This window comes from Chryseobacterium sp. Leaf405, assembly GCF_001425355.1.
Taxonomy (GTDB): domain Bacteria; phylum Bacteroidota; class Bacteroidia; order Flavobacteriales; family Weeksellaceae; genus Chryseobacterium.
In genome coordinates, this window is record NZ_LMQN01000001.1 from 560,174 (window position 1) to 584,282 (window position 24,109).

The following is a 24,109-nucleotide window of genomic DNA, read 5'->3' on the forward strand; positions in this document are numbered from 1 at the left end:
ACGCAAAGGGCGCTAAGTTTTTTTAAATTTCTTGCCGAATATTTTTGTTCGCAAAGGCGTTTCACTCAGCAAAGGGTTGATGTATTTAATGCTTTATCTTTTTTAACCACCCTGTCAAAATTCTTCCTGAATTTTTGCCACCCCTCCGAAAGAAGAGAGTTTTGTACCTGTAATAACTTTTGTTTAATTATTATTCAATACTTTATTGATTGCTTTTGGGAAAATTTCATATTCAATTAAATGAACTTTTTCTGCCAAGGTTTCGGGAGTATCGTTTTCTGTGACTTCGAATGATTTCTGAAGAATAGCTTCCCCTTCGTCGATTCCTGAAGTGACGAAATGTACCGTTGCTCCGCTTTCTTTTTCTTTAGCTTCAATCACAGCATTATGAACATGATGTCCCCACATTCCTTTTCCTCCGTATTTTGGAAGTAACGCCGGATGAATATTGATTATTTTTCCTTTCCAGTTTTCACAAGACTCAGGTTTTAGAATAGATAAAAATCCTGCCAGTACAATTAAATCTGTGTTTTGCGGGATGATTTTAGTCAATTCGCTGCTGAAATTTTTTCCTCTCGGAATCAGAGCGCTTTCTATGTTATGATTTTTTGCTCTCTCCAGTCCGTAACATTCTCTGTCAGCAACCACTAAAGATACTTTTGCATTCTGGATTTCTCCGTTATCAATCGTATCAATAATTCGCTGAAGATTGCTTCCTGAACCTGAAACGAGTACAACAATGTTTTTCATTAATTAGAAGTTAGAAGTTAGAAGCTAGAAATTAGTTTAACCCAAATCTCTAATACTAAATTCTATTTTATTTAAAATTTCAAATCAATTTTTTCGCTTCCTTCTGTGATTTCTCCGATTTCGTAAGCATCATCCAAAAGGTGCAATACCTTTTCTGCGTGTTCTGCATCTACAACAACGATCATCCCAACACCCATGTTGAACGTTCCGAACATTTCTTCGTGCGCTACACCACCTCTTTTTTCCAATTCTACCATGATCGTTGGAATTTTGATTTTTGAAGCGTCGATTGAAGCACAGAGTCCATCACCGATAATTCTTGGGATATTCTCATATAAACCTCCTCCAGTGATGTGAGCAATACCTGCAACTTCTACTTCTTCGATTACTTTATGAATATCTTTATAATACAATCTTGTAGGAACTAAAAGTGTTTCGTACAAAGGTTTTCCTTCGAATTCCTCGTTGAAATCAGGGAACACTTTTCTTACCAGAGAAAATCCATTCGAGTGGAATCCTGAACTTGGAAGAGCGATAATTTTATTCCCCGGTTTGATTTTAGAACCATCGATAATCTGATCTTTTTCAACAATCCCTACACAGAATCCTGCAACATCATAATCTCCTGGCTGATACATTCCCGGCATTTCTGCAGTTTCCCCACCTATTAATGCGCAGTTGTTGTCTTTACAGGCCGCTACCATTCCAAGAACGATTTCAGCAGCAATTTCAGAATCTAATTTTCCACAAGCTAAATAATCAAGGAAAAATAACGGTTTTGCCCCGTGACAAAGGATATCGTTGGCACACATTGCAAAACAGTCTACACCGATAGAATCATATCTTTTTGAGTCTAAAGCTACTTTCAGCTTCGTTCCCACTCCATCCGTTCCTGAAACCAAAACAGGATTTTTGTACCCTCCGATTTCGTAGAAAGCCCCAAAACTTCCCAAATGATTCAATACATTGGAATTGTGAGTTTCGCCAACCGCTTTCTTGATCTTGTCAACGGTTTTGTATCCTTCTTCTTTGTCTACTCCTGCTGATTTGTACGTGTTGCTCATGTTTACTTTTAGAAATTTATTTCAAACTTTTTATTCAAATTTAGAAAACAAAAAAGCCGACAATCTTAGTAGATTATCGGCCGTTATTTTATCTCAGAATTTCAGAGTCCACAATATTCCCTTTCTCGGAGAAACATTCTTTAAAAGTGGTCTGAATTTTCATCTTTTTTCTTTTTGCAAAGATATTAATTTTATATTAATTTTCAAACCTATTTTTCAAGGATAGATTCGATAGCCGAAATTTTCTGAATTTTCTCTTTTAATTCGCTGTTTTTCTCTTCATTAGAAATTTTGTTTGATTCTTTATCAAAATTATCATTGAAGAAAGGAAGGGTAAAAGTATCAATAATGTTTCCTCCATGTGATGGGAAACGTTTTTCTGCCGCTTCCAAAACGCCCAATCCACCTCTTCCTCCCGGAGCTGTAGCCATCAACAACATCGGAACTTCGTTCCATACTGATCTGGGCTTTATTCTTGAAGTCCAGTCAAACACATTTTTGAATGCCGTTGAATATGTTCCGTTATGCTCAGATAAAGAAACTAAAAGTACGTCTGCCGCGTCTATTTTCGCCGCAAAATCTACTGCTTCCTGCGGAATTCCGCTTTCTACTTCTCTTTGATGTTTGTAGATTGGCATTTCAAAATCGTTCATATCAACGATTTCTACTTCTGCATTTTCAATTAATGAAGCTGCGTAAGAAACTAATAATTTATTGATCGATGTATCGGAGTTACTTCCTGCTACTGCTAAAATTTTCATTGTATATTATCTGTTTTAAAGTAAATTTATGTTCTTAATTATTTATGCAAAGGTCGGGAAGTTTTTTTATTAATCCGAATATTTCAACCACCCCTTCAAAAATTCTTTGAATTTTCGCCACCCCTCCAGAGCAGGGGAATTTTTACTGTGCGAAATTATTTTTTAATTTTTTAATTATCTTAAATATGAGGGCAATTCCATCGGAACTTCCATTAATAGGATTCCTGTGTCTTCTAATGCTTCAATATTGAAACTTTGAGTGTCCCAGATTCCTAAACCGTCTCTTTCATTTAAAATTCTGTCGCCCACTTTTGCACTTCCTTTTAATACAAAAGCATAAACGCCATTTCCTTTTTTATTAAGTGTATAATTTTTGCCGTTTCCTTTCGTAAAATTGGCTAAATTAAACCACGCATCCTGATGAATCCAAACACCGTCGTCATTTTTATTCGGCGATAAAATTTGCTGGAATCCGTTGATTTTTTTACCTTCTTTGATACTTTTCTGATCATATCTTGGTTCAACATCAACTTCTTTTGGAAAAATCCAAATCTGTAAGAATTTTACTTCCTCATCTTTATTTTTGTTGTATTCGCTGTGCTGAACTCCTGTTCCGGCACTCATCACCTGAATTTCTCCTTTTTTAATAACAGCAGTTGTTCCCATAGAATCTTTATGTTCCAGATCGCCTTCCAACGGAATGGAGATAATTTCCATGTTTTTGTGAGGATGTGTTCCAAATCCCATTCCCTGGTAAACGGTATCGTCATTTAACACTCTTAACACTCCGAAATGTGTTCTGTCATTGTTCTGATAATTGGCAAAACTGAATGTATGGTAAGAATTCAGCCAACCGTGGTTCGCATGACCTCTTGTATCTGCTTTATGATATACTGTTTTCATATTGTGATTATTTATGGTACAAATGTACGGTGGTGGGATCGGAAAAATGTTGATGTAAGGTAAGAAAGGGTTTTATAGGAACTTAGAACATAAAAAGACTAATATTCAATTTAAACCAACTTCTACTTTTTAAAAATTATAGTTGTATGACCTTCATTATAAGCTCTTGATTCTATATTTAACTTATTCAAAAGAGTTTCCGCATTGGTTCTTATGTCTTTCCATATTTCATTGGTATCTAATATTTCCCAATCCCAAAGCTCTCCAGGAATTTCATCGACTTTCTTTTTAAAATTCAGAAGTTCTTCTTTAAAACTTTCATCAATCAATCTATTTCTGAAAACAGTTTCAAAAAGAACGGGTAAAAATGCGTAATCAAGCTCTTCATACAATTCTGCTAATGGATCTATTAAAACAGGAACCATTTTAAACAATTCCTTCGTATCGTAGGTATGGAGAATCAATGAATTGATGATATTTGTATAATAAAACTTCACATGATTATCATGTTCTTCTCGTTCAATTTCTATGAACTCTGAATCATTGATTTCTTCAAAATTCTCAGAATTTTATTTTTCTACTTTTATTTTAAACAAGTTACCAAAATTGATTTTCATACTATTTAATGTCCAATAAAGTTAAGAATAAGATATTTAAATGAGATTATAAGTTTTGACCCAATTTAAAAAAGCGGACTAAAGTCCGCTCCTATTGATGATTTTATTCAATTTAATGAAATTCTATTTTGTAGAAGTTTTTAACTGTTGCAACAAAACATCTTCTATTGCAGTTTTCTCAGCAACAACTTTATCTACAACTTCATTAGGCACAGTTACGGATAAAACATATTGCTTTATCTTCCATTGTCCGTTTATTTTTTCGAGAACTCCCGAACCTCGGCAGATTTTCATCTGAGTATCCAGCAATTCATCAAACCAAGCCATTTTTCCGTCTCTGCTGAAATAAACATTTCTTTTTAAAGAGGTGAAGTCCCAGGTTTTCTTTTTGTCAAAGTGAGGTTTTGCCCAGGTTTTAAATTCCTGCTTATTCCATACTTCTGTAGCATCAGTGCCAATAAAAGTAGATTCATCCGCAAAAAAACTGAAGTATTTCTCAAATTCCGCATTTGCTGCAGCCACATTAAAATCATCGAGCATTTTTGAAATTGCTACCTTTTCATTTGCAAATTTCGATGTTTTTGATTGCGCTGAAAGATTCGCAAAGGAAAAAAGAAATATCACAAAAGTGAAGAATAGTTTTATCGTTTTCATAGGTCTAATTTTCTTTAAATATAATTAAATTTAAGCTTCAACAACTTCGCTGCGTTTTGCAATTCTATTTGCCAGCCAACTTACATAAAATAACTGGAAACTGTGATAAACCATTACCGGAAGCAGAAACAAGACTTTTTGATCATCCGGAATTCCTAAAACGAGTAGAAATAAACTGCCGTGAACGAGTGATTTTTTGGAACCGCAAAACGTTGTTGTGATGACATCTTTCGGTTTAAAATTCATTTTTTCAGCAATAAATTTTAAAATATAATAAGTCGCAAAAAATAGAAATATAACACTGAATGCCAAAGCTACAAACACATACGATGGAACGGCAGCGAAGATATTTTCAATAAATGCGGTAGAAAAACTTTCGTACACAATCAATAAAATGATCAATCTGTCAAATTCTGAAATTACATTAGAATATTTTGTCACCCATTTTTTGAAAAATGGATTCAGCAAAACGCCTAAAATAATGGGAAGTAAAACTTTTAATAGTAGCTGTTCAATAATCTCCGTTTGATTTCCACCTTCACCATTTGAAGTCAGAAAAAAACTCATCAGAAGCGGCGTCATCACAATTCCTATAATTCCTGATATCGATGCATTAAAAATTGCGGAAGTCACATTCCCTTTTGCAATCGAAACCATGACCACCGATGAAGAAACCGTTGATGGTAAGCTTGCCAGGAAAAAGACCGAAAGCCAGATATTGTAATACTCGGAATCTTTAATGAAAGGATAAAAAGACAATGCCAGTAAAGGAAAAATGATAAAAGTTCCGGACTGAATCAGCAGATGTAATTTCCAGTTGGATACATCTTTTGCGACTTCTTTCAAATTCAGTTTTAAACCATACAAAAGGAAAATCCCTGCAATTCCCCAATCGATAAAACCCGAAAGATTAAAATACTGATTATAAGATTCGTAAAAAGGAATCAGCTTTGCCATGAAAACCATCCCGATGAGCAAGAAAAGAAAAATGTTTTGCTTGCTAAAAAGTGTTTTAATCAACTTCATTGTATAAAATTTAATGTTACAAAGGTAAGGCACAAAAAATTGTCGAAGGAAAAACCTCCGACAAGTATATATGACTGTTATCAGCTTTAAAAGCAGCAAACAGCTTCCTCAAGTTGGTTTACGATTTTTTCAATTTTTCACAAATTTGACAAGCTTATTTTAAAGGCTTTACGGAAACTGCAAAACCTCCACTTCGAGCCATTTTAAATTTGATTTTAGATGTATTTTTGATTTGCTTTTTGTAGATATTATAGCTTTGAGAATTTTCGATATAATCTGCGTCTTTTCCATCCTCATAAATGGTTGCTTCATACTTTTTTCCTTTATCTAAAAATGAAAAATCTACAGTGTACTCCCTTTTATTTTCGTCGGTAATTCCGCCAACAAACCAATTTTCAGTTCCTTTGGCTTTTCTTGCCGTGATGATGTAATCTCCAGGTTCTGCCGACAAAATTTTGGTATCGTCCCAATCTGCCGCCACATCTTTGATAAACTGAAAAGCATCCATATGTCTTTTATAATTTTCAGGTAAATCCGCAGCCATCTGCAAAGACATATACATCACCACATATAGCGCCAATTGTTTTGCCAACGTTGTTTTTACAAAACGTTTATCTCCCGGAAAGTAATAATCTAATTTGGTCTGAAAAATTCCCGGTGTATAATCCATAGAACCTCCCATCCATCGTGTGAACGGAAGAATTGTCTGATGTTCAGGATTATTTCCTGTAAAAGCTTCATACTCAGTTCCACGGGCAGCTTCTGCCGAAATCCAGTTCGGATATGTTCTGCTCTCACCTCCCGGACGTACCGATTCATGCGAATTTACCATGATTTTATATTCATTGGCTTTCTCTGCAATTCTGTAATAATGATTGATCGTCCATTGCGAATAATGATGCTCACCTCTCGGAACAATATCACCAACATAACCCGTTTTTACTGCATCATAACCATATTTATTCATTAGTTGAAATGCTGTGTCTGCCCATCTTTCATAATTCGTTGCAGAACCTGAAGTTTCGTGGTGCATAATCAGCTTAATGCCTTTTGAATGAGCATATTCATTCAGCATTTTAATATCAAAATCAGGATAAGGGGTGATAAAATCAAAAACATATTCTTTTGCATGACCGAACCAGTCTTCCCAACCGACATTCCAGCCTTCAATCAACAATCCTCCGAAACCATTTTCTGCAGCGAAATCTATGTATTCTTTAACTTTTGTATTGTTGGCTCCGTGTTTGCCATTGGGTGTTAATTTTGAAAAATCCGTCACTCCAAGACGGACATTAGATTCCGGTTGTCCGTAAGCCCATTGGGATTTCCCAATGATCATTTCCCACCAGACGCCCATATATTTTGTAGGATGAATATAAGAGGTGTCGGTATATTTTGTCGGCTCATTCAGGTTAAACATCATTTTTGAAGCTAAAACTTCTTCTGCCTTTGGTGAAACAATAATTGTTCTCCACGGCGAAACCATTGAAGTCTGAATATATCCTTTAGCTCCCTGTTTATCGGGTGTAAGATGTGTTTTAAATTTAAAATTAACTGCATCCACTTCCAGATGAGAAGCCGGATAATCTAGAACCGCCGCTTCTCCGACATTGATATATAAAGGTGATTTTCCTTCTTTTTTCAGCATTAAAGGCGATTGCACCGTATTTTTCACCATCTGTTGCGAAACATTGCTGTCAAAAGAAGTTGGCCATCTTGCCGGAATTTCGGAGATTTTAGAGGTCTGCGGAAGATATTCCTGAGAATCGTAATCGGCTGCAATCCACCAGGCTTTCATATCGGTTGGAAAATCGATTTCGGAATCTTCTTCACGAATGGTAAAATAATTCAGGTTTTTCTGCTGAGGAAATTCATACCTGAAACCCAATCCATCATTAAATAATCTGAACTTAACGATAATATATCTGTCAGTTTCCGCCTGATTCAGCGTAATTGCTAGTTCGTTGTAATGATTGATGTAATTTTTCTTTTCCCCTAAAATCGGCTGCCAGGTTTCATTTTTAGCATCTCTTTTTTCGTCTGTTTTTGTAAAACCATTATTTAAATCAAATTTTTTGTCCTCAGGTTTCACAATTTCCGAAGCAAATCCAACAGAAGTATCTTTGAATAATCTTAGACCTAATTTAGAGTCTTCAACGACAACATTTCCCTCATATTTAAGATTATAATAAGGAATTCCTCCTTTCAACTGAAAATTCATTTCAAACTTTCCGTCGGGAGACTGTAAAGACTGTGCATGAGCAAAAACACCCATCATCGAGAACAATAATGCTCCTATTGTCAATTTCTTCATAATGATTATTTACAGGTTTAAAAATAAGAAAGTACTACTGAAAAACAATAATTTCTATCATAAATTAACCACAAAACTGAATTTTACAATTAACTATCTGCTAATAAATTCACCACCATTACCCCTGAACGAAGCGCTGTATTTCCACAGATATTCCGTATCTTTGCAAATTAAATTAAACTATAAATGTCAAACAGAAAGATGATTACGGCAGCTTTGCCTTATGCAAACGGACCGGTTCATATAGGACATTTGGCGGGTGTATATATTCCTGCGGATGTTTACGCAAGATTTCAGAGAAGATTGGGAAAAGATGTAGCGTTTATCTGTGGTTCGGATGAGCACGGAATTCCCATTACCATCAGAGCAAAAAAAGAAGGAGTTACCCCTCAGGATATTGTTGATAAATACCATGAAATCATTAAAAAATCTTTTTCAGATTTAGGGATTTCTTTTGATGAATATTCAAGAACAACGTCAGCAAACCATCGTGAGACGAGTCAGGATTTCTTTAAAGTGCTGTACGAAAAAGGAAAGTTCACTGAAGAAATGTCTGAGCAGTATTTTGATGAGCAGGCTAATGAATTTTTGGCTGACCGATATATTGTGGGAACTTGTCCGAACTGCGGAAATGAAAATGCTTACGGAGACCAGTGTGAGAGATGCGGTACTACCCTTTCACCGTCTGAATTGATCAATCCAAAATCAATGTTAAGCGGAAATGTTCCTATTTTAAAAGAGACAAAAAACTGGTATTTGCCTTTAAATGAATACGAAGATTTCTTGAACGAATGGATTATTGAAGGTCACAAAGACGACTGGAAACCGAACGTTTACGGACAGGTTAAATCTTGGTTAAACGACGGCTTAAAACCTCGTGCAATGACGAGAGACCTAAACTGGGGCGTTCCTGTTCCTCTCCCTAATGCCGAAGGGAAAGTGCTTTATGTCTGGTTCGACGCACCGATTGGATATATTTCTTTTACGAAAGAATGGGCAGCCAAAAACGGGAAAGACTGGAAAGATTACTGGCAAAGCGAAAATTCTGATTTAGTTCATTTTATCGGAAAGGATAATATTGTGTTTCACTGTATTATTTTCCCTGCGATGATGAGGGCTCACGGCGATTATATTATGCCGAAAAATGTACCTGCTTTTGAATTCCTGAATCTTGAAAACGATAAAATTTCAACATCAAGAAACTGGGCAGTTTGGGCGCACGAATATGTTCAGGATTTCCCAGGACAGGAAGATGTGTTGAGATATGCTCTACTTTCATCAGCTCCGGAAACAAAGGATAATAATTTTACCTGGAAGGATTTTCAGACGAAAAATAATTCTGAATTAGTTGGGATTTTTGGAAATTTCATCAACAGAGTTGCCGTTTTAATTCATAAATATTATGATGGAGTAATTCCTCAAGGTGATGTGAATTCTCCTGAATTGAGTGAAATTAATAAATCTGCGAAAGAGATTTCAGACTTCCTGGAAAATTATGAATTCAGAAATTCTTTAACGGCTTTAATGAATTTAGCACGTTTCGGAAACCAATATTTACAGGCAGAAGAACCTTGGAAAACTATTAAAGATAATCCTGAAAAAGCGGCTCAGTCTCTATTTGTAGGAGCTCAGATTGCTGTTGCCTTGGCTCAGTTGTGTGAACCGTTCATGCCATTTAGTTCTGCAAAATTATTGAATATGTTCAATGTTCAACAGACAACTTGGAACGATGTTGAAACAAAATCTGTTTTAATTGAAACAGGTCATACAATCAACGAATCATCTCTTCTTTTCTCGAAAATTGAAGATGATGTAATCGAAGCTCAGATCCAAAAACTGGTAGACACAAAACAAAACAATAAAAAAACAAACCCTAACGCCAATCCTATGAAAGACGAAATCACTTTTGATGATTTTACGAAAATCGACTTGAGAACAGCTACGATTACTGAAGCTGAAAAAGTAGAAAAAGCAGATAAATTATTAAAACTTACGGTTGATACGGGTGTTGACGTAAGAACGGTGGTTTCAGGAATTGCAGAAAGCTTCACTCCTGAAGAAGTAATTGGTAAGCAGGTAATGATTTTATTAAATCTTGCGCCAAGAAAAATCAGAGGAATTGAATCTCAGGGAATGTTGTTATTGACGACAAAACCAGACGGAAAATTATCTTTCGTAACGCCTGACGACAGCAATGTTGAAAACGGTATTGAGATCGGATAATTCTTATTCTTTATAAAAACAAATCCGCTGAAAAATATTTTTCAGCGGATTTTGTTTTTTGGATTCAATAAATGCAAACGTCTTGAGATTCTCACTTTTGATAATTTTCACTATACTTGGTTAACAGATAAATAGTTGCTGCCGAAGAATTATCTTCATCATTCATGGTCAAAAACTTATAAGGATATGAAGATTTTGCAAAATGAAATTGCTTATAATCACGGTTTACAAATCCATGTTGGACTAAGTTTGTCTGTATATCAATTATTACAGGAAAATCTGATGTGATTCTCATAACGATGTTCACAAGCTTTTTAGACTTGTTGTATTCAATTTTCATCATGTAAGAATTAGGTCCCATAAAATAATAAGTTTTTCCTCCATCTTCTTCAGATTCGGATACTTTTTCATAGTCTGCCTTTTTCAAAAATTCAACCACATTTTTTTGTTCTGAATTCATGGCAATATTTTCCATCAAGGCTAATGTTTTATTCTCAAATTTTTCCTGTGCTCTTGCAGTAGTAACAGCAGATAACAACATCATCAGAGTCATTAGAATTATTTTTTTCATAACGTATAGGTTTAATAATAATTATTACAAAACTACACTACCGCCAATCATAAAAAAATAACCCGTTTTGGGTATTTTTATTTAAAATATAAAGAATAATACAATGTATTTCTTACAATTATCTTTCTTTTAGAAAGCATAAATTTGTTAAAAACACGATCTTTCAAAAGAAAAATACTGAATATTCTATTTAATTCTTAAATTTGACTAATGCAAAAATATCTTTATTTCATCATCATATCATGTTCTCTTGTAAGTTGCTATACCTATCAGGTAAAAAAACAAGTGGATCCGGCAGCCGATCAGCAGGAATCTAAAAAAGGTGCATTTGTTGCCAATAATACTTCAGCGCCGACGAAAACTGATTCCCAAAGCCCGAATTCACAGCAAGCACCTGCCCCGATTAATGTTAAAGAGAAACTTGCAGCTAACAAAAATGTAAAAATTGACGTTGACGGTAAAACCTATAAAGTAATTGTTGACCGTTGGGAAAGTGACAGTCTCGTCGCACATCCGGTTCATAATCCCAAAAAAATTCTGAAATTCCATAAGAACCAGATTAATAGTGAGAAAATTGCTGAAAAACGTTTTTCACAACCTATCGCTGATATTATTACTATTGTTGCTTATGCCGGAATTGGCGTTGCTATTTGGGCACTTGTCCGTTAATTAAAGATTACTATTTTTTAATTAGTTTAGCCAAATAAGAATCTTCATCCTGCATCACTTTTTCAATGTGGAAACCATTATTTTCCGCAGCATTTTTCAACGTATTAAAATCAAGGTACAGCCATTTAATCGGGTCTTCAGATTCACCTTTATAATGAACAGTGTAATCTAATTCGCCATAATATCCTTCAGCAGGAATATATACTCCGCCGTCTTCATCTTTGTCGAACATATACAGAATATCTGTGCTGTCGATCAAAATTTGACCGTTTTTATTTAATAAAGAATATAATTTTTTAAGATAAATATCGATTACTGTAAGACTTTGGAAAATCCCTGTTCCATTCATTAATAAAAGAATCGTATCGAAAGCTTCGCCTGAAAAATGAAGCATATTTTCCGCAACCGCTTTTTTAATTCCCCTTAATTGACAAACTTCAATTGATTTTGGTGAAATATCTAAAGCTGTAATATCCAGCTTTCTTTCATTCTGAAGATATAAAGAATGTGAACCTGCTCCTGCTCCGATATCCAGTATTTTTCCCTGAGATAATTTCAACGCTTTTTGTTCGATCTTATTCATATCCTGAAAATCACGAAAAAGATAATCAACCGGAAGTTCATCCATCTCGGAAATTGAAGTTTCTGTCTGCAAATCTTGTGGATCTTCGTTGTGATAGTAATCCCAGATTGCTTTTCCCATTAGGTCTTTCATAGTGCAAAGATAGGAGTTTGATTTAAAAGTTTAAACTTTAAGACTATTCTTATCAACTGTAAAAATTTGTATATTTGAAAGAACTCAATAATTTATAACATGAATGACGATAATTTAAAAGTGGATTTAATATCCTATCTAAAAGAAAATTACTTCTTTATAAAACCAGAAATATATTCTTATTTTAACTCAGACACAATATTATTTTTTGTTCACAAAAAAGATTTATATTACAATGTAAATAAAGAAAGAATAGAAAACTTTAATCATATTGAATTTTTAGAAGAAAAAATTTCTAACGAAAATTGGAGAAAATATATTGAATCTAATCATCTCAAATGGTTTGCAGATGAATTTAGATTGATAAGACGACAATATAAATCTAATAATGTAAAAATATCATTAAAAGAAATTTTTAAAACTCATGAATTTGTCAAAACTCTCAATCTTCCTAATGAAATTAAAGATATTCTAAAAGGTGAACAAGCTTATTGTGCTAACACAAAAGTAATTAATGAAACTGAAAGGATATTTCAAAATTTTGTAAAAAATGAAAAAATTTACTTTAACCAAAGTGATTCTAATTATGCTAATCCAGGAATTATTATTAATAAAAATTCTGATGATGACATTAAAATATTGTACTTTACAAATATCGGAAAATTTGAACTTGAAACAAATCTAAAAGAAATAAATGGTTGGTCATTCATTCGAGTAAATAATAAAGAAATTGGTAAAACTCCTTCACAAGCCAAACAAAATTCATATTTATAAGTTAATAAAACTTCTCATAAAAGCAAAGCCCAATCTCAAAACAAGAAAGGGCTTTGCAAATGAAAAACAAGGTTTCTTTATAGCGCAGGTCCTGCTGCGTCTTTTATTTCTGATGATAATTTTCTTTCTCTGATTCGTCTTCTGCCGATCACCGATTTTCCTCTTACCAATCTTATCAATCTTGGATAGGTAAATTGTTCTTTACCGAAATGATGGGTGAAAACATAAATTAAAATTCCGATACCTGCTACAATGATGTATCCGAAAATCTTTTTATTGGAAGCAATAATCGCGTTCAACTGAATGGTTTTCATATTGCTCATTACATTTTGCGGGCTCACCGTAAGACCATCCATATACACAGCCATATCTCCCAAACTTACGATCTGAAACTGATATTGAAACCATGAAAATATTGCAGAAAATAAGCCGACGGTGAGAAATGTTCTCCAAACCAGAGCCAATCCGATGGCAGCCAGCATATCGTTTAATTCAAGTTTGTCTAACGTGTAATACCAAACCGAAATGAATAAAGCCGTCATTCCAAAACCTTTTAAAAACATCGGCAGATACCAGTTTTCATAATTAAATTCCAACACCATTGAAAAATACATAATGATTGAATATCCTACCATTCCTGAGAACCCTGCAAATATGTACATCTTTAAAGGTCTGTCATTTTTAAACCAGAAAATAGCAATAACTCCTGCCAGGATAATTCCGGGAATCATAAGTAAGTTTAATTTTGTGTTTGTCAATTGATCATAACCCAACACTCCCACAGTGAAAATATTTTGAATGGATGCTGTTGCCATGAACATTCCCAGACACAGCAGCATAAATAATCCGTGCAAAACGTTATTTCTTGAGAAAATTTTAAATGACAAATAGGGTCTTTTTAAATGAATCTGTCGAACAACCAATAATGAAAAGCTTATAAAAGCGGCAATTCCTGCATTCATTATATTTGAAGAATTCAGCCAATCCTGTTGTTTCCCGAATGCAAAAACATACGCCGAAAACATAAATGTTGAAACAAAAAACAGAATACTCAGCCAGTCGATATAATACAACGGAACTTTGAGCGCAAAATATTTATCGTGCATAAAAATCCACTGAATCAATGCCAGAATCACGCATAAAATTGAAATAATAAGAAAAAAATACTGCCAATTATACAAAATGGAAACTTCGACTGCATAATATCCTGCTACCTGATTCATTATTAATACAAATGTGTAAAATACACCGTAAAACATTCCTCTGTTTCCGATCATTGCCATTAGCGGTAAAAATAATTCTATGGCGACCACCATCTTACAAAAACCTATGAATAAAGAACTTGCAATAATAACACTTGGTTCAAAAGTTGTTGCATTAATATAATTTAGGATTCCTAAAAGAACCAAAACCGTTGTGATTTTATCCCGTATTTTGAATCTCATTTTCAGTCTTAATACAATCGGCATTGCTGCTCCCATCCCAATGGTTGTGGCATAATTAGCAAACATATAATATTCCGAAAGTGAACCCGTTCCGCCGACCATATAGCTGATATTTCCTGTGTAAACCCCACCAATCGGCATCACCACAGTCATTAATAAAACGATTAATAAAAGCTGTATCGGCTTGGGTACCCAATCGTGATATAATCCTTTGTTGTACATATTTTTTAGATATTAGATTTCAGATGTTAGACATCAGATTTATTATTACTCCTTCATTTTCTTACATCCTCTAAAATCTGATGTCTGAAATCTTTAAGTCTTTAGTTAATGGTTATATTCATATTCATTCCGGCGCTCAATTTTGCTACATCTTCTTTCTTATTGGAAGCCGTAAACTCGATTCTCACAGGAATTCTCTGTTGAACTTTAATAAAATTCCCAGTCGAATTATCCGTCGGCACACTTGAATATCTTGATCCGGTTGCCGCAGAAATTGCTGTCACTATCCCTTCAAATTTTTGTCCGCCAAGCGCATCCGCCGTCATCATCATTTTTTCTCCGATTTTAATGTTCGGCATCTGACTTTCCAGAAAATTTGCCGTTACCCATTTTTGACCGTTAAGGACGATAGTTGCCACTTGCTGTCCGGGTTGAATTAATTGTCCTTCCGAGATCGTTCTTCTTCCCATAATTCCATCGTAAGGTGCTGTAATTACCGTATAAGAAAGATTGATCTTTGCCATATCCAAAGCCGATTTTGTTCTCTTAATTTCAGCATCAATGATTCCAAATTTACTTTTCACTTCGGTTGTTGAAAGGTTGGCAGACTGTTTTTGATTAACCAACGTTTCGTAAGCCGCTTTCTGCGCATCATATTCGGTTTTTATCTGGTCGTATTGCTGTCTTGTCACCGCTTCAGAAGCGAGCAAGTTTTTATATCTGTTCAAATTTTGCTCAGCGTTCCAAAGTCTTGCTTTTGCTCCGGCAATATTAGATTCCATCACATTTACATTGTTGGAAACTGTATTCACAGACGAATTGGTAGCCGTTCGTTGAGCCAATGCATTTTGATACGCCGCTTCCGCTTGCCCTACCTGTGTTAAAATTTCACGATCATCCAGAATTGCCAATGTATCTCCTTTTTTAACCTGCTGGTGTTCAATGAATTTAATTTCTTTGATATAAGCCGAAACTCTTGTATTAATTGGATTGATAAATTCCTCAACCTGAGCCGCTTCCGTATACGTTTTATCTCCAACGTGAAAATATTGACGAACGAGCCAGTACAATCCGAAGCCAATAATCACAAAGACAACAATATTGGAAATAATGGCTTTTATTTTATTCTTTTTTCTTGATTTTTTATTTTCTGCAGCACCAGATTTTGCTGGAGCCGATTGTGTATTTTGAGTATTTTGTTCCTTGTTTTCCATTGTTTTTCAGTTTTAAAAATTAAAGAGTTCCCGTAGATTTAAGAAGGTTATAGTATTGATACAGCACATTGATTTCCGCATTGGCATAATCCAATTCCGATTGTAGTTTTTGGTTTTGCGCATCAATCATTTCTGCCTGTACTGCCAACTGATTCAGATATTTAGCTTCCGTAATCTTGTAGTTTTCTTCTGCCAGTTTCTTAGCATCATTCAGTATTTCAGTCTGTTGAATGGATTCCTGATATTTTACATAAGCAGCATTTACCGCCATATCAATATTTTGTTGGGTTAAAGTCATAGCATCATTTGCCTGATCTTTCTGAATTTCACCTAACTGTACTCTTTCTTTCGTTTTATAAAGGTTATCTATATTGTAGCTTAAAGAAACTCCCGTCTGCCAACCACTTGAATACATATCCAAAACAGGATTTCTTGTGGTAATAGGTCTTTGCAAAGTATAACCTCCGAATCCTGCTACAGTAGGCATTTTATCTGTTTTAATAATCTCAATATTTTTATCTGCAACAGCAATATTTGTTTTCGCAGATTTCATTAATGGATTGGTTTCATGGGCAAGATTCACATAATAATCCATTCCGATTCCTGATTCTTTGTTGGTTAATTCTTCAATCGGAACAATCTCTGTATCAATTGGTAAACCCAAAGCGATACTTAAATTATAATTAAGGATTTTCTTATTGTTTTTTAACGTTAAAATTCCCTGATCTAAGTTTTTGATCGCCAATTCACCACGAATCACTTCATTTCGGGTCACCATTCCCTGCTGATAGAATTTTTGGATATTTTTCAATCGTTCCTGAGCCAATTTTTTGTTGTTTTGAAAAACTTGCTGTTGATTTAAAATTTTATAAACATCTAAATAATTGGATATTACTAAAAATTTCACATCCTGTTTATTCTTTTCTAAATCTAATTCTGAAAGTTGTTCACGAAGTCCCGCCAACTCAATCGACTTATTTACCAATCCGCCTTTGAAGATCAGCTGAGTCGCCTGAACTGCATAAGAACTTCCGTAATGAGGCATTGGAATTGTTGTGGAATTTGAAAAATCTTTATCAATTGCTATTACATTTCCCAAATAAAACTGACTTGTTGAAGCCGTTATTGTTGGTAATTTCTGAAGTTTTGTAATTGTTATATTCTGTTTTGCGATGTCTATATTCTTTGCAGAAACTTTCAACTGCTGATGATTTCGCACCGCCAGTTCGGCGACTTCATTCGCTGTCATCTGTTTGATTTCTTGTGAAAAAAACAGCGCAGGAAATAACGCTACCACGAGTGATAGAGCTGTTTTTATGTTCTTTACCATTTTACCTTGTTTTACGAATACAAAGTTATGGAGATCATCAATTCAAACAAATGTTTGATAATTGGAAAAAGATGTTCAAATGTAGGATTTTATCCTTCAAACTGATTTCGATATTGTGAAGGACTTTCTCCCAGATGTTTCTTAAAAAAATGAGAAAATGAGTATTGATCGCTGAAACCGAGAATTGAAGAAATCTCTGCGACAGGCTTGCTGGAAGAATTCAACAATACTTTTGCTTCATTAATCACAATCAAAGCAATCACCTGACTTGCAGACTTCCCCGTAATCGTTTTCACAACTGAAGAAAGATGTCTGGTTGTGATCGACTGACGTTCGGCATAGAACTCCACCGTTCTTTCTTTAAGATGATTTTCTGCCAGATCACTTAAGAAAACAAAAACAATTTCTTCCTGTCTCGACATTTGATTTAACGAATTATTATCCTCTTTAGAAATAATCCCTGCCATCTGGTAACAAAAAACGGAAAAAAGATGTTCAACAATCTCTTTTTTATAGGTTATTTCTGTTTCAGAATCGAGAATATATTTAAGAAAATTCACACTTTTCCAGACTACTTCCATTTCATTGGGCAGAAAAGGAACCCCGATATTCATTTGCTGTCTGAAATAACGATAGGTAATTAATCGATTGAATTTCAATGATAAAGCCGAAATAAATTCTCTTTTATAAGAAACCATTCTCGACTGAAAATCATCGCTTACGGAAATCATTTCATAAACCGTCTGTGGATCTGTCACCATAAACATATTTGCCGAAAGTTCAAGATCGCTAAAATGTTGTCTGAGTTTTATCGTTCCTGTTTTAATGAATATAAATGCAGGATTATCAGGACGGAAAGGCTTATCGACAGCAATTCTCTCGAAAATATTATGTTGCGTGAAAATTTCGACCCCAAATTTTTCTAAGACAGACATAACACAAATGTAAGCAAAGTCTTGAACGATTGCAAAAATTTATTATTTTAGTATTTCCAATTCCAATTATGAGAAAAATTGATTTACTTCTTGCAGAATATGGCGAAAGCCACAGAAATTCAACCAACAAATTAATTCACTGGATCTGTGTTCCTTTGATTTTTTGGACGATTTTAGGTTTTATTTCATACATTCCGACACCGAATATTTATTTAAAATACTTTGGTTTTCTAAGCGTTGCAAGTTTTATCGCATTAGTTTTGGTCACTATATTTTACTTTCGGTTATCATGGAGAATTGCTTTGATCATGATTTTTGTAATGCTTTTAATGGAGCATCTTGTATCATTGGCTAACGTTACTTTCGGAAAAAATTCATGGATATTTTATCTTGCTGTTTTTATCATTACATGGATTTTACAGTTTGTCGGACATAAAATTGAAGGCAAAAAACCATCTTTCTTAAAAGATCTTCAGTTTCTTTTAATCGGACCAATCTGGTTATTAAGTTTCTTGCTAAAAAAAATGGGAATCAAATATTAGATCAGTCTTCTAAAGCGTACACTGCAAAGCTTGCTAACCAATGATCTCCCCCATAATTCCCTTGAAATAATAAAGGAAGTCCATTGTTTAAAAAGATAATGGCCGTCTTTTGGAACTCCTTTTTTAATGGATGGTTATCGGGAAGAGATTTTGCAATTCCTTTCATACACCAAGCTTTTGTGAAAGACAAACCAACCAAATGAACGGTTTGATAATCAGACAAATCACTTACAACAGGAATTTTTTCAATATTCTCCAGACTTCGCTTTTCGTAAAAGTTATGTAACCAAGAAATAAATTCTTTTTGAGGCAAAACTCTTCTCATTAAATCCGCAATTTCTAAACTTGGCGAAAAAAAATCAGAACCGTCCGGTTCAAGATAAGCCGGAGTTTTTGTATTCTTTAAATAAAAATATTTTGCCTTTTCTACCAATTGATCTTCAAAAGTTTTATCTCCGGTTGCTCTTGCCCAATCTAATGCAAAAACCATTGCAAATGCAGTATTTGGGTGAACTCCCGTTCTGTTTGGATATGTTTGTTTTGGCAGATAGGTCTTCCATGAACTTAGAATTTTATCTGTTAAAGGTTTTAAATTCTGATGCCATATTTTTGCTTTCGGATGATCCCATGTCATTAATTCTTCGTCCAATTTCAACAGCCATGCCCAACCGTATGTTCTTTCAAAAGTAGTGGTTAACTGATATTTTGTAAAATAATCTGCTTCAGCCTGAAGATTTTCTTTTGTAAATGAACTATCAAGAATATTTTCAATGTCATTTGCAATCGATAGATTTGGTTTTGTTTTTAATAAACGAGTCAGCATCCAATGCCCATGAACAGAGCTGTGCCAATCAAAACAACCATAAAAAGTCGGATGAAGATCTTTGGGAGTTAAAGGGGATTCATTAGCATTATTAATGATGTGTGCTGTTTTATTCGGATATTCCTGATTGATGCAATGAAGTGGTTTTTCGGATAATTTAATCGCCATTTCATCTGTCAATTTCGGAACTTCCTGAGCAAACATCAAAATTGGAGAAAATATAATTACTATAAGACTTCTTTTCATTCAATAAAAATAGAAATTAAATTTCATCTTCTAAAATAACATTCATTAAAATAATTGTATTATATTCTAAAAATCATTGAAAATTTTCCATCAAACTTAAAATTAAAGCATGATTTTTGATAAGATTCAGCAAAACTTACTCATGAAAAAATTCATTGCTCCTTTATTTTGTTTATTTCTTATCAATTGTAATAAATCTGAAAACTTGGCTCAGCCTGAATTAAAAGCTGATCTAATGGAAGTTATTCAAGAAGATAAAGTAATATCAAGTGCTACGGCATCTCCTACTGCCAACAATATCTCTGAAAAGGCAATCTCTGAAAATGAACCCAATTCTAAACCTCAAAACATCAATATAATTTCCAAAAAAATTATTAAAAATGGTGATATGAGAATTCAGGTTGGTGATATTAAAAAAGCTCAGAATCAGGTCAATGAAATTATAAAAAGCAATAAGGCTTACATTCAAAAAGAAGAGTTTCAAAATACAGATGTAGATGAAAATTTGGATATAACCATCAGAGTCCCACATCAAAGTTTTGGTATTTTAGTTAATTCTTTTTCTAATGGACTTGGTTCTGTGCTGTCAAAAAATATTTCTTCAAACGACGTAACAGAAGAATACACCGATGTCTCTATAAAATTAGCCAATAAGAAAATTTACCTTGAAAAATATCGTGATATGCTGAAAAATGCAAAAACCACGAAAGATATGTTGGAAATTCAGGAAAATATTCGTGAGCTTGAAGATGAAATTGATGTTTCGGAAGGCAGACTTCGATTTATAGATGATCGGGTGAATTACAGCACCTTGAATGTAAGCTTGTATAAAGAAAAAGTAAGAAGTTCAACCACATCTAAAATTGGTTTCGGAAGTCGTTTCGGAGATTCGGTAACGGAAGGCTGGAATAGTTTTGTTGCTTTTCTGCTTGGTATTATTTCACTTTGGCCTTTCTTTTTATTAATTCCGTTAATTATTTTTGCCTGGAAAAAATGGAGAAGCAAAATAAGAAAAAAATAAAGAAAAAACCGAATATTGATTAATATTCGGTTTTTATATTTTAAATCAAATGTTAAGCATTGAAATGATTTTTCACGGTTTCTAAAACCTGTTCATCAGACATTTGCTGTGCAGTATCCAAAGTAATATTCAGATTTTTAAACTGAGCAGTCTCATGTAGATAATGTTTCAGTTCTTCCTGAATTTGTCCCGGACCGGTAATATAGACTTCCTGAGAATTGGTAAGTAAATGTTCTATCTCTTTGAAGAATTTTACTTTATTCGTTCTTTCTGCGTTGTTTCCGGCATTCTCACTTGAATTACCATGTTGAATTTCTGCTTTTACCGGACTGCAAAGGAAAAATTTAAATGCATTTTGAGCATCATGATTTTTTACAACAACAGCTTTTTCGCTGTCAATCCAAAGTCCTGCTAATTTTTTCTCAGACATAATTTAATTTTTTAAAGTTATGTTTTAATAAAGACAAGAATGATGCTAAGATTGCGTTAATGCATGTTAAAATTATTTGCCTAAAACAAATACAGCCGGAATTTTATGCAGTTCAGGTTTCTGTTTCTGCCATTCTTTAATCGTTTTTGTTTTAATAAATTCATGCTCTGGATCATTGATATTTGCTGCGATACAAAGCTTTGTAGCTGGTGCTAAAAACTTGGTTAAATCTTCAAACAGAGGATTATTTCTATACGGTGTTTCCATGAAAATCTGCGAATATCCCGTCTTTTGAACCAGACTTTCTAACTGTAAAATCTGCTTTTTCTTTTCACTTCTGTCGATTGGTAAATATCCGTTAAATGTAAATTCCTGTCCGTTAAAACCACTGGAAATCAATGCTAAAATAATTGAAGAAGGTCCTGAAATCGGGATAACTCTGATATTTTTTTCATGACACCATTTTACAATCAGATTTCCGGGATCAGCAATACAGGGAAGACCGGCTTCTGAAAGCAATCCGAAATCCTGTCCTTTTAACATAAGTTCCTGAGCTTCTTTAATATCTTTATTTTCAGTATACTTATCCAACAAAAAAAGTTTTAGATCTGACTGTTTTTTTTCAGGAGCGAAAAACTTAACAACTTTTCGTGCGGTTTTTTCATTTTCCACAAAAAAGTAATCTGTCTGCATAATATAATCTTTAATCACAGGCGAAAAATGCGTGATAGAGGTATTTTCTGAAAGATAAGCAGGAAGTAAAAAAAGCATTTTATATAATATTTATGAAGATTAAATTTAAGAAAAAAATAAAAAGTGATTATAAAACCTGTTCGGCAATTCGGCTGCAACCTTTTTCTAACAATTGGAAAACATTTTCAAAATCATCCATTTCACCCCAATACGGATCAGGAATCTCGGAATTTTCATGATCTTCCAACACTTTCATAAATAAAGAGACTTTCTGTCTTTGCTCTTCATTTTTCGTTTTAGAAATAACATCTTCATAAACATTTGTATCCATACAGTAAATTTTATCAAAATTTCCAAAATCTGCTTTTATAATGGGTCTCGATCTTTGTTTTGAAATGTCAATTCCATGATTGGCTGCCGTTTTAATGGCTCTTTTATCGGGATGCTCGCCTTCGTGCATAGAAATTGTTCCTGCAGAATCAACCAAAAAATTTTCAGGAACTTTTTTCTTCATAATTCCTTCTGCTAAAGGACTTCTGCATATATTTCCCAAACAAACCATCAATATTTTCATGTTTTTCTGATTTAAAATTATTAGTTTAAATACAAAACTAAATAAAAAATGAAGAATAAATTATTCTCCATTTTTATTATCTAAATTAAATTATTTCTTACTGTTTGATTCTTTCCGATAAATCTTTAACGTATTTTTTGATCTCCTTATCGACTTTAGAAACATCTTTAATGGTATCACAAGCATACATTACTGTTGAGTGATCTTTTCCGCCCATTTCCTCACCAATTTTAGTGAATGTAGAGTTGGTAAGTTCTTTAGAGAAATACATTGCCAGCTGTCTTGGAAGTGCAATCTCTCTTTTTCTTGTTTTAGATAAAAGCTGCTCTCTTTTGATTCCGAAATAATCACATACAACATCCTGAATATAAGGAATATTGATAATTTTTTTCTGATTGGCGGCAATTTTATTGATTGTATCTTTTAACAATTCAAGACTAAGATCGGTTTTATAAACTGTAGAATAAGCAATCACAGAATTGATAACTCCGATCAGTTCTCTTACATTCGTTTTCGTTTCGATAGCCAAGAAATCAAGCATATCATCAGGTAAAACGATTCCGTCAATACTTAATCTGTCAACGATAATTTTTCTTCGAGTCTGTACATCCGGCGACTTAATTTCCGCAGAAAGTCCCCATTTAAAACGAGAAACAATCCTGTCCTGAATATCCATAATGTCAGCAGGAGCCTTATCAGAAGTAAGGATAATCTGCTTTCCGTTTTGATGTAAATGGTCGAAAATATGGAAGAAACTGTCCTGAGTTGCAGATTTCCCGGAAAGGAACTGAATATCATCAATGATTAACACATCAACCATTTGATAAAAATTAGCAAATTCCGTTTGCTTATGAGCTTTTGCTGCTGAAATAAACTGTTGAATGAATTTTTCAGAAGACAAATATAAAACTACTTTATCAGGAAACTGATTTTTAACTTCAAGACCGACAGCCTGACCCAAGTGGGTTTTTCCTACACCATATCCTCCATATAAAAATAATGGGTTAAAGGCAGTTGCACCTGGTCTTTTAGCAATAGATCTCGCTACGGTAGCAGCAAATTTGTTGCTTTCACCTTCAATATAATTCTCGAAAGAGAAATCTGCTTTTAAGTTAGAATCAATATTTACCTTTTTAATTCCTGGAACTACAAAAGGATTTACAATATTTGAAGAGAAACCTTGCGGCATAGTTTCCTGCGTTCTGGGTGTAGGAACACTTTTGCCCTTCACATTCATTGTAACGGGTTTTTCTAAGCCTGTAGGCTTATTTTCCATTACAGAATACCATAATTTAACTCCTTTTCCTATATTTTTCTTCAGGGCAGCAGAAAGTAAGGATAAATAATTATCCTCGATATATTCCTTGTAAAAATCACTCGGAACCATAAGCGTAAGGTTGTTATCAACCAAAGAAATTGGCTGCACCTTATCAAACAGTAAGTCGAAAGATTTTTCAAGCTTCTTCAAATCAGAATTGTCTTCAGCTGCGTTTAAATTATCACGCATAAACTGAAGGCATTTCTGCCATATCATCATTAGATTTTCATTCATAATTTAAAGCCCTGATTATTTCTTGAGTATCTCTTTTTAAG

Annotated in this window: 24 protein-coding genes; 5 read left to right on the plus strand and 19 right to left on the minus strand. The window is 33.9% G+C overall.

The genetic code is table 11. From position 1 onward, the window contains the following. Nucleotides 1-183: 183 nt before the first annotated feature. From purN to ASG22_RS02555, 8 genes are all read right to left on the minus strand, one after another. The gene (purN, locus tag ASG22_RS02515) at nt 184-750 is read right to left on the minus strand and encodes a phosphoribosylglycinamide formyltransferase (RefSeq protein ID WP_055980008.1); all 567 of its coding nucleotides are present in this window, start codon (nt 748-750) and stop codon (nt 184-186) included. Nucleotides 751-821: 71 nt separating this feature from the next. Then, complete coding sequence (gene purM, locus ASG22_RS02520) at nt 822-1,814, minus strand: phosphoribosylformylglycinamidine cyclo-ligase (protein WP_055980012.1); 993 nt, start codon at nt 1,812-1,814, stop codon at nt 822-824. A 209-nt stretch (nt 1,815-2,023) separates the two neighbouring features. Then, a complete protein-coding gene (locus tag ASG22_RS02530; protein ID WP_055980019.1) occupies nt 2,024-2,575 on the minus strand; it encodes an NADPH-dependent FMN reductase in 552 nt (183 codons plus the stop codon). Nucleotides 2,576-2,749: 174 nt separating this feature from the next. Then, a complete protein-coding gene (locus ASG22_RS02535) occupies nt 2,750-3,478 on the minus strand; it encodes a pirin family protein (RefSeq protein WP_055980022.1) in 729 nt (242 codons plus the stop codon). Nucleotides 3,479-3,600: 122 nt separating this feature from the next. Further along, nucleotides 3,601-3,975 (minus strand): hypothetical protein, encoded by a 375-nt coding sequence (locus ASG22_RS02540; protein WP_131726138.1) that lies wholly within the window; start codon nt 3,973-3,975, stop codon nt 3,601-3,603. Between the two features lie 243 nt (nt 3,976-4,218). Beyond that, on the minus strand, nt 4,219-4,749 hold the full coding sequence (locus tag ASG22_RS02545; RefSeq protein WP_055980029.1) for a nuclear transport factor 2 family protein: 531 nt from the start codon (nt 4,747-4,749) through the stop codon (nt 4,219-4,221). A 30-nt stretch (nt 4,750-4,779) separates the two neighbouring features. After that, complete coding sequence (locus ASG22_RS02550; protein ID WP_055980032.1) at nt 4,780-5,775, minus strand: bile acid:sodium symporter family protein; 996 nt, start codon at nt 5,773-5,775, stop codon at nt 4,780-4,782. Nucleotides 5,776-5,929: 154 nt separating this feature from the next. Further along, a complete protein-coding gene (locus tag ASG22_RS02555) occupies nt 5,930-8,089 on the minus strand; it encodes a glycoside hydrolase family 97 protein (RefSeq protein ID WP_055980035.1) in 2,160 nt (719 codons plus the stop codon). A 186-nt stretch (nt 8,090-8,275) separates the two neighbouring features. Here ASG22_RS02555 and metG point away from each other — a divergent pair, with 186 nt between their 5' ends. Beyond that, on the plus strand, nt 8,276-10,312 hold the full coding sequence (metG, locus tag ASG22_RS02560; protein ID WP_055980040.1) for a methionine--tRNA ligase: 2,037 nt from the start codon (nt 8,276-8,278) through the stop codon (nt 10,310-10,312). Between the two features lie 91 nt (nt 10,313-10,403). Here the strand turns inward: metG and ASG22_RS02565 are convergent, their stop codons facing one another. After that, complete coding sequence (locus ASG22_RS02565) at nt 10,404-10,883, minus strand: hypothetical protein (protein WP_055980043.1); 480 nt, start codon at nt 10,881-10,883, stop codon at nt 10,404-10,406. 210 nt (nt 10,884-11,093) lie between these two features. Between ASG22_RS02565 and ASG22_RS02570 the strand changes: the two genes are divergently transcribed. Continuing rightward, on the plus strand, nt 11,094-11,552 hold the full coding sequence (locus ASG22_RS02570) for a hypothetical protein (protein ID WP_055980046.1): 459 nt from the start codon (nt 11,094-11,096) through the stop codon (nt 11,550-11,552). A gap of 10 nt (nt 11,553-11,562) precedes the next feature. Here the strand turns inward: ASG22_RS02570 and ASG22_RS02575 are convergent, their stop codons facing one another. After that, nucleotides 11,563-12,267 carry a class I SAM-dependent methyltransferase gene (locus ASG22_RS02575; protein ID WP_055980050.1) on the minus strand — a complete coding sequence of 235 codons (705 nt, stop codon included), beginning with the start codon at nt 12,265-12,267 and terminating at the stop codon, nt 11,563-11,565. Nucleotides 12,268-12,366: 99 nt separating this feature from the next. On the opposite strand from ASG22_RS02575, the gene ASG22_RS02580 reads away from it, so the two are divergent. Continuing rightward, complete coding sequence (locus ASG22_RS02580; RefSeq protein ID WP_055980053.1) at nt 12,367-13,041, plus strand: hypothetical protein; 675 nt, start codon at nt 12,367-12,369, stop codon at nt 13,039-13,041. A 77-nt stretch (nt 13,042-13,118) separates the two neighbouring features. Here the strand turns inward: ASG22_RS02580 and ASG22_RS02585 are convergent, their stop codons facing one another. From ASG22_RS02585 to ASG22_RS02600, 4 genes are all read right to left on the minus strand, one after another. After that, a complete protein-coding gene (locus ASG22_RS02585) occupies nt 13,119-14,708 on the minus strand; it encodes a hypothetical protein (protein WP_055980056.1) in 1,590 nt (529 codons plus the stop codon). Nucleotides 14,709-14,809: 101 nt separating this feature from the next. Next, nucleotides 14,810-15,922, minus strand: coding sequence for an HlyD family secretion protein (locus ASG22_RS02590; protein WP_055980059.1), 1,113 nt, complete (start codon nt 15,920-15,922; stop codon nt 14,810-14,812). Between the two features lie 19 nt (nt 15,923-15,941). Further along, complete coding sequence (locus tag ASG22_RS02595; protein ID WP_055980062.1) at nt 15,942-17,252, minus strand: TolC family protein; 1,311 nt, start codon at nt 17,250-17,252, stop codon at nt 15,942-15,944. Between the two features lie 89 nt (nt 17,253-17,341). Continuing rightward, on the minus strand, nt 17,342-18,187 hold the full coding sequence (locus ASG22_RS02600) for a helix-turn-helix domain-containing protein (RefSeq protein WP_055980066.1): 846 nt from the start codon (nt 18,185-18,187) through the stop codon (nt 17,342-17,344). Nucleotides 18,188-18,255: 68 nt separating this feature from the next. On the opposite strand from ASG22_RS02600, the gene ASG22_RS02605 reads away from it, so the two are divergent. Next, nucleotides 18,256-18,729 (plus strand): DUF962 domain-containing protein, encoded by a 474-nt coding sequence (locus ASG22_RS02605; protein ID WP_055980069.1) that lies wholly within the window; start codon nt 18,256-18,258, stop codon nt 18,727-18,729. A 1-nt stretch (nt 18,730) separates the two neighbouring features. Here ASG22_RS02605 and ASG22_RS02610 read toward each other — a convergent pair whose 3' ends face one another. Then, nucleotides 18,731-19,798, minus strand: a complete 1,068-nt coding sequence (locus ASG22_RS02610) for a DUF2891 domain-containing protein (protein ID WP_055980072.1) — start codon at nt 19,796-19,798, stop codon at nt 18,731-18,733. A gap of 142 nt (nt 19,799-19,940) precedes the next feature. On the opposite strand from ASG22_RS02610, the gene ASG22_RS02615 reads away from it, so the two are divergent. After that, nucleotides 19,941-20,819 (plus strand): DUF4349 domain-containing protein, encoded by an 879-nt coding sequence (locus ASG22_RS02615; RefSeq protein ID WP_082504919.1) that lies wholly within the window; start codon nt 19,941-19,943, stop codon nt 20,817-20,819. Nucleotides 20,820-20,871: 52 nt separating this feature from the next. Here ASG22_RS02615 and ASG22_RS02620 read toward each other — a convergent pair whose 3' ends face one another. The 4 genes from ASG22_RS02620 to dnaA form a co-directional block, all read right to left on the minus strand. Next, the gene (locus ASG22_RS02620; protein WP_055980079.1) at nt 20,872-21,249 is read right to left on the minus strand and encodes a hypothetical protein; all 378 of its coding nucleotides are present in this window, start codon (nt 21,247-21,249) and stop codon (nt 20,872-20,874) included. Between the two features lie 72 nt (nt 21,250-21,321). Beyond that, nucleotides 21,322-22,020, minus strand: coding sequence for an SAM-dependent methyltransferase (locus ASG22_RS02625; protein WP_055980081.1), 699 nt, complete (start codon nt 22,018-22,020; stop codon nt 21,322-21,324). Between the two features lie 49 nt (nt 22,021-22,069). Next, the gene (locus ASG22_RS02630; RefSeq protein ID WP_055980084.1) at nt 22,070-22,516 is read right to left on the minus strand and encodes a low molecular weight protein-tyrosine-phosphatase; all 447 of its coding nucleotides are present in this window, start codon (nt 22,514-22,516) and stop codon (nt 22,070-22,072) included. Between the two features lie 97 nt (nt 22,517-22,613). Beyond that, a complete protein-coding gene (dnaA, locus tag ASG22_RS02635; RefSeq protein ID WP_055980086.1) occupies nt 22,614-24,068 on the minus strand; it encodes a chromosomal replication initiator protein DnaA in 1,455 nt (484 codons plus the stop codon). Nucleotides 24,069-24,109 lie beyond the last annotated feature (41 nt).

What these genes read in the sequence shown, in the direction of transcription:
- ASG22_RS02575 (WP_055980050.1), bottom strand. Translation starts at nt 12,267, where the DNA reads ATGAAAGACCTAATGGGAAAAGCAATCTGGGATTACTATCACAACGAA.
- ASG22_RS02600 (WP_055980066.1), bottom strand. Translation starts at nt 18,187, where the DNA reads ATGTCTGTCTTAGAAAAATTTGGGGTCGAAATTTTCACGCAACATAAT.
- ASG22_RS02555 (WP_055980035.1), bottom strand. Translation starts at nt 8,089, where the DNA reads ATGAAGAAATTGACAATAGGAGCATTATTGTTCTCGATGATGGGTGTT.
- ASG22_RS02585 (WP_055980056.1), bottom strand. Translation starts at nt 14,708, where the DNA reads ATGTACAACAAAGGATTATATCACGATTGGGTACCCAAGCCGATACAG.
- ASG22_RS02565 (WP_055980043.1), bottom strand. Translation starts at nt 10,883, where the DNA reads ATGAAAAAAATAATTCTAATGACTCTGATGATGTTGTTATCTGCTGTT.
- ASG22_RS02625 (WP_055980081.1), bottom strand. Translation starts at nt 22,020, where the DNA reads ATGCTTTTTTTACTTCCTGCTTATCTTTCAGAAAATACCTCTATCACG.
- metG (WP_055980040.1), top strand. Translation starts at nt 8,276, where the DNA reads ATGTCAAACAGAAAGATGATTACGGCAGCTTTGCCTTATGCAAACGGA.
- ASG22_RS02590 (WP_055980059.1), bottom strand. Translation starts at nt 15,922, where the DNA reads ATGGAAAACAAGGAACAAAATACTCAAAATACACAATCGGCTCCAGCA.
- ASG22_RS02595 (WP_055980062.1), bottom strand. Translation starts at nt 17,252, where the DNA reads ATGGTAAAGAACATAAAAACAGCTCTATCACTCGTGGTAGCGTTATTT.
- ASG22_RS02580 (WP_055980053.1), top strand. Translation starts at nt 12,367, where the DNA reads ATGAATGACGATAATTTAAAAGTGGATTTAATATCCTATCTAAAAGAA.
- ASG22_RS02620 (WP_055980079.1), bottom strand. Translation starts at nt 21,249, where the DNA reads ATGTCTGAGAAAAAATTAGCAGGACTTTGGATTGACAGCGAAAAAGCT.
- ASG22_RS02535 (WP_055980022.1), bottom strand. Translation starts at nt 3,478, where the DNA reads ATGAAAACAGTATATCATAAAGCAGATACAAGAGGTCATGCGAACCAC.
- ASG22_RS02610 (WP_055980072.1), bottom strand. Translation starts at nt 19,798, where the DNA reads ATGAAAAGAAGTCTTATAGTAATTATATTTTCTCCAATTTTGATGTTT.
- ASG22_RS02530 (WP_055980019.1), bottom strand. Translation starts at nt 2,575, where the DNA reads ATGAAAATTTTAGCAGTAGCAGGAAGTAACTCCGATACATCGATCAAT.
- ASG22_RS02615 (WP_082504919.1), top strand. Translation starts at nt 19,941, where the DNA reads ATGAAAAAATTCATTGCTCCTTTATTTTGTTTATTTCTTATCAATTGT.
- ASG22_RS02545 (WP_055980029.1), bottom strand. Translation starts at nt 4,749, where the DNA reads ATGAAAACGATAAAACTATTCTTCACTTTTGTGATATTTCTTTTTTCC.
- ASG22_RS02605 (WP_055980069.1), top strand. Translation starts at nt 18,256, where the DNA reads ATGAGAAAAATTGATTTACTTCTTGCAGAATATGGCGAAAGCCACAGA.
- purM (WP_055980012.1), bottom strand. Translation starts at nt 1,814, where the DNA reads ATGAGCAACACGTACAAATCAGCAGGAGTAGACAAAGAAGAAGGATAC.
- dnaA (WP_055980086.1), bottom strand. Translation starts at nt 24,068, where the DNA reads ATGAATGAAAATCTAATGATGATATGGCAGAAATGCCTTCAGTTTATG.
- ASG22_RS02570 (WP_055980046.1), top strand. Translation starts at nt 11,094, where the DNA reads ATGCAAAAATATCTTTATTTCATCATCATATCATGTTCTCTTGTAAGT.
- ASG22_RS02630 (WP_055980084.1), bottom strand. Translation starts at nt 22,516, where the DNA reads ATGAAAATATTGATGGTTTGTTTGGGAAATATATGCAGAAGTCCTTTA.
- ASG22_RS02550 (WP_055980032.1), bottom strand. Translation starts at nt 5,775, where the DNA reads ATGAAGTTGATTAAAACACTTTTTAGCAAGCAAAACATTTTTCTTTTC.
- purN (WP_055980008.1), bottom strand. Translation starts at nt 750, where the DNA reads ATGAAAAACATTGTTGTACTCGTTTCAGGTTCAGGAAGCAATCTTCAG.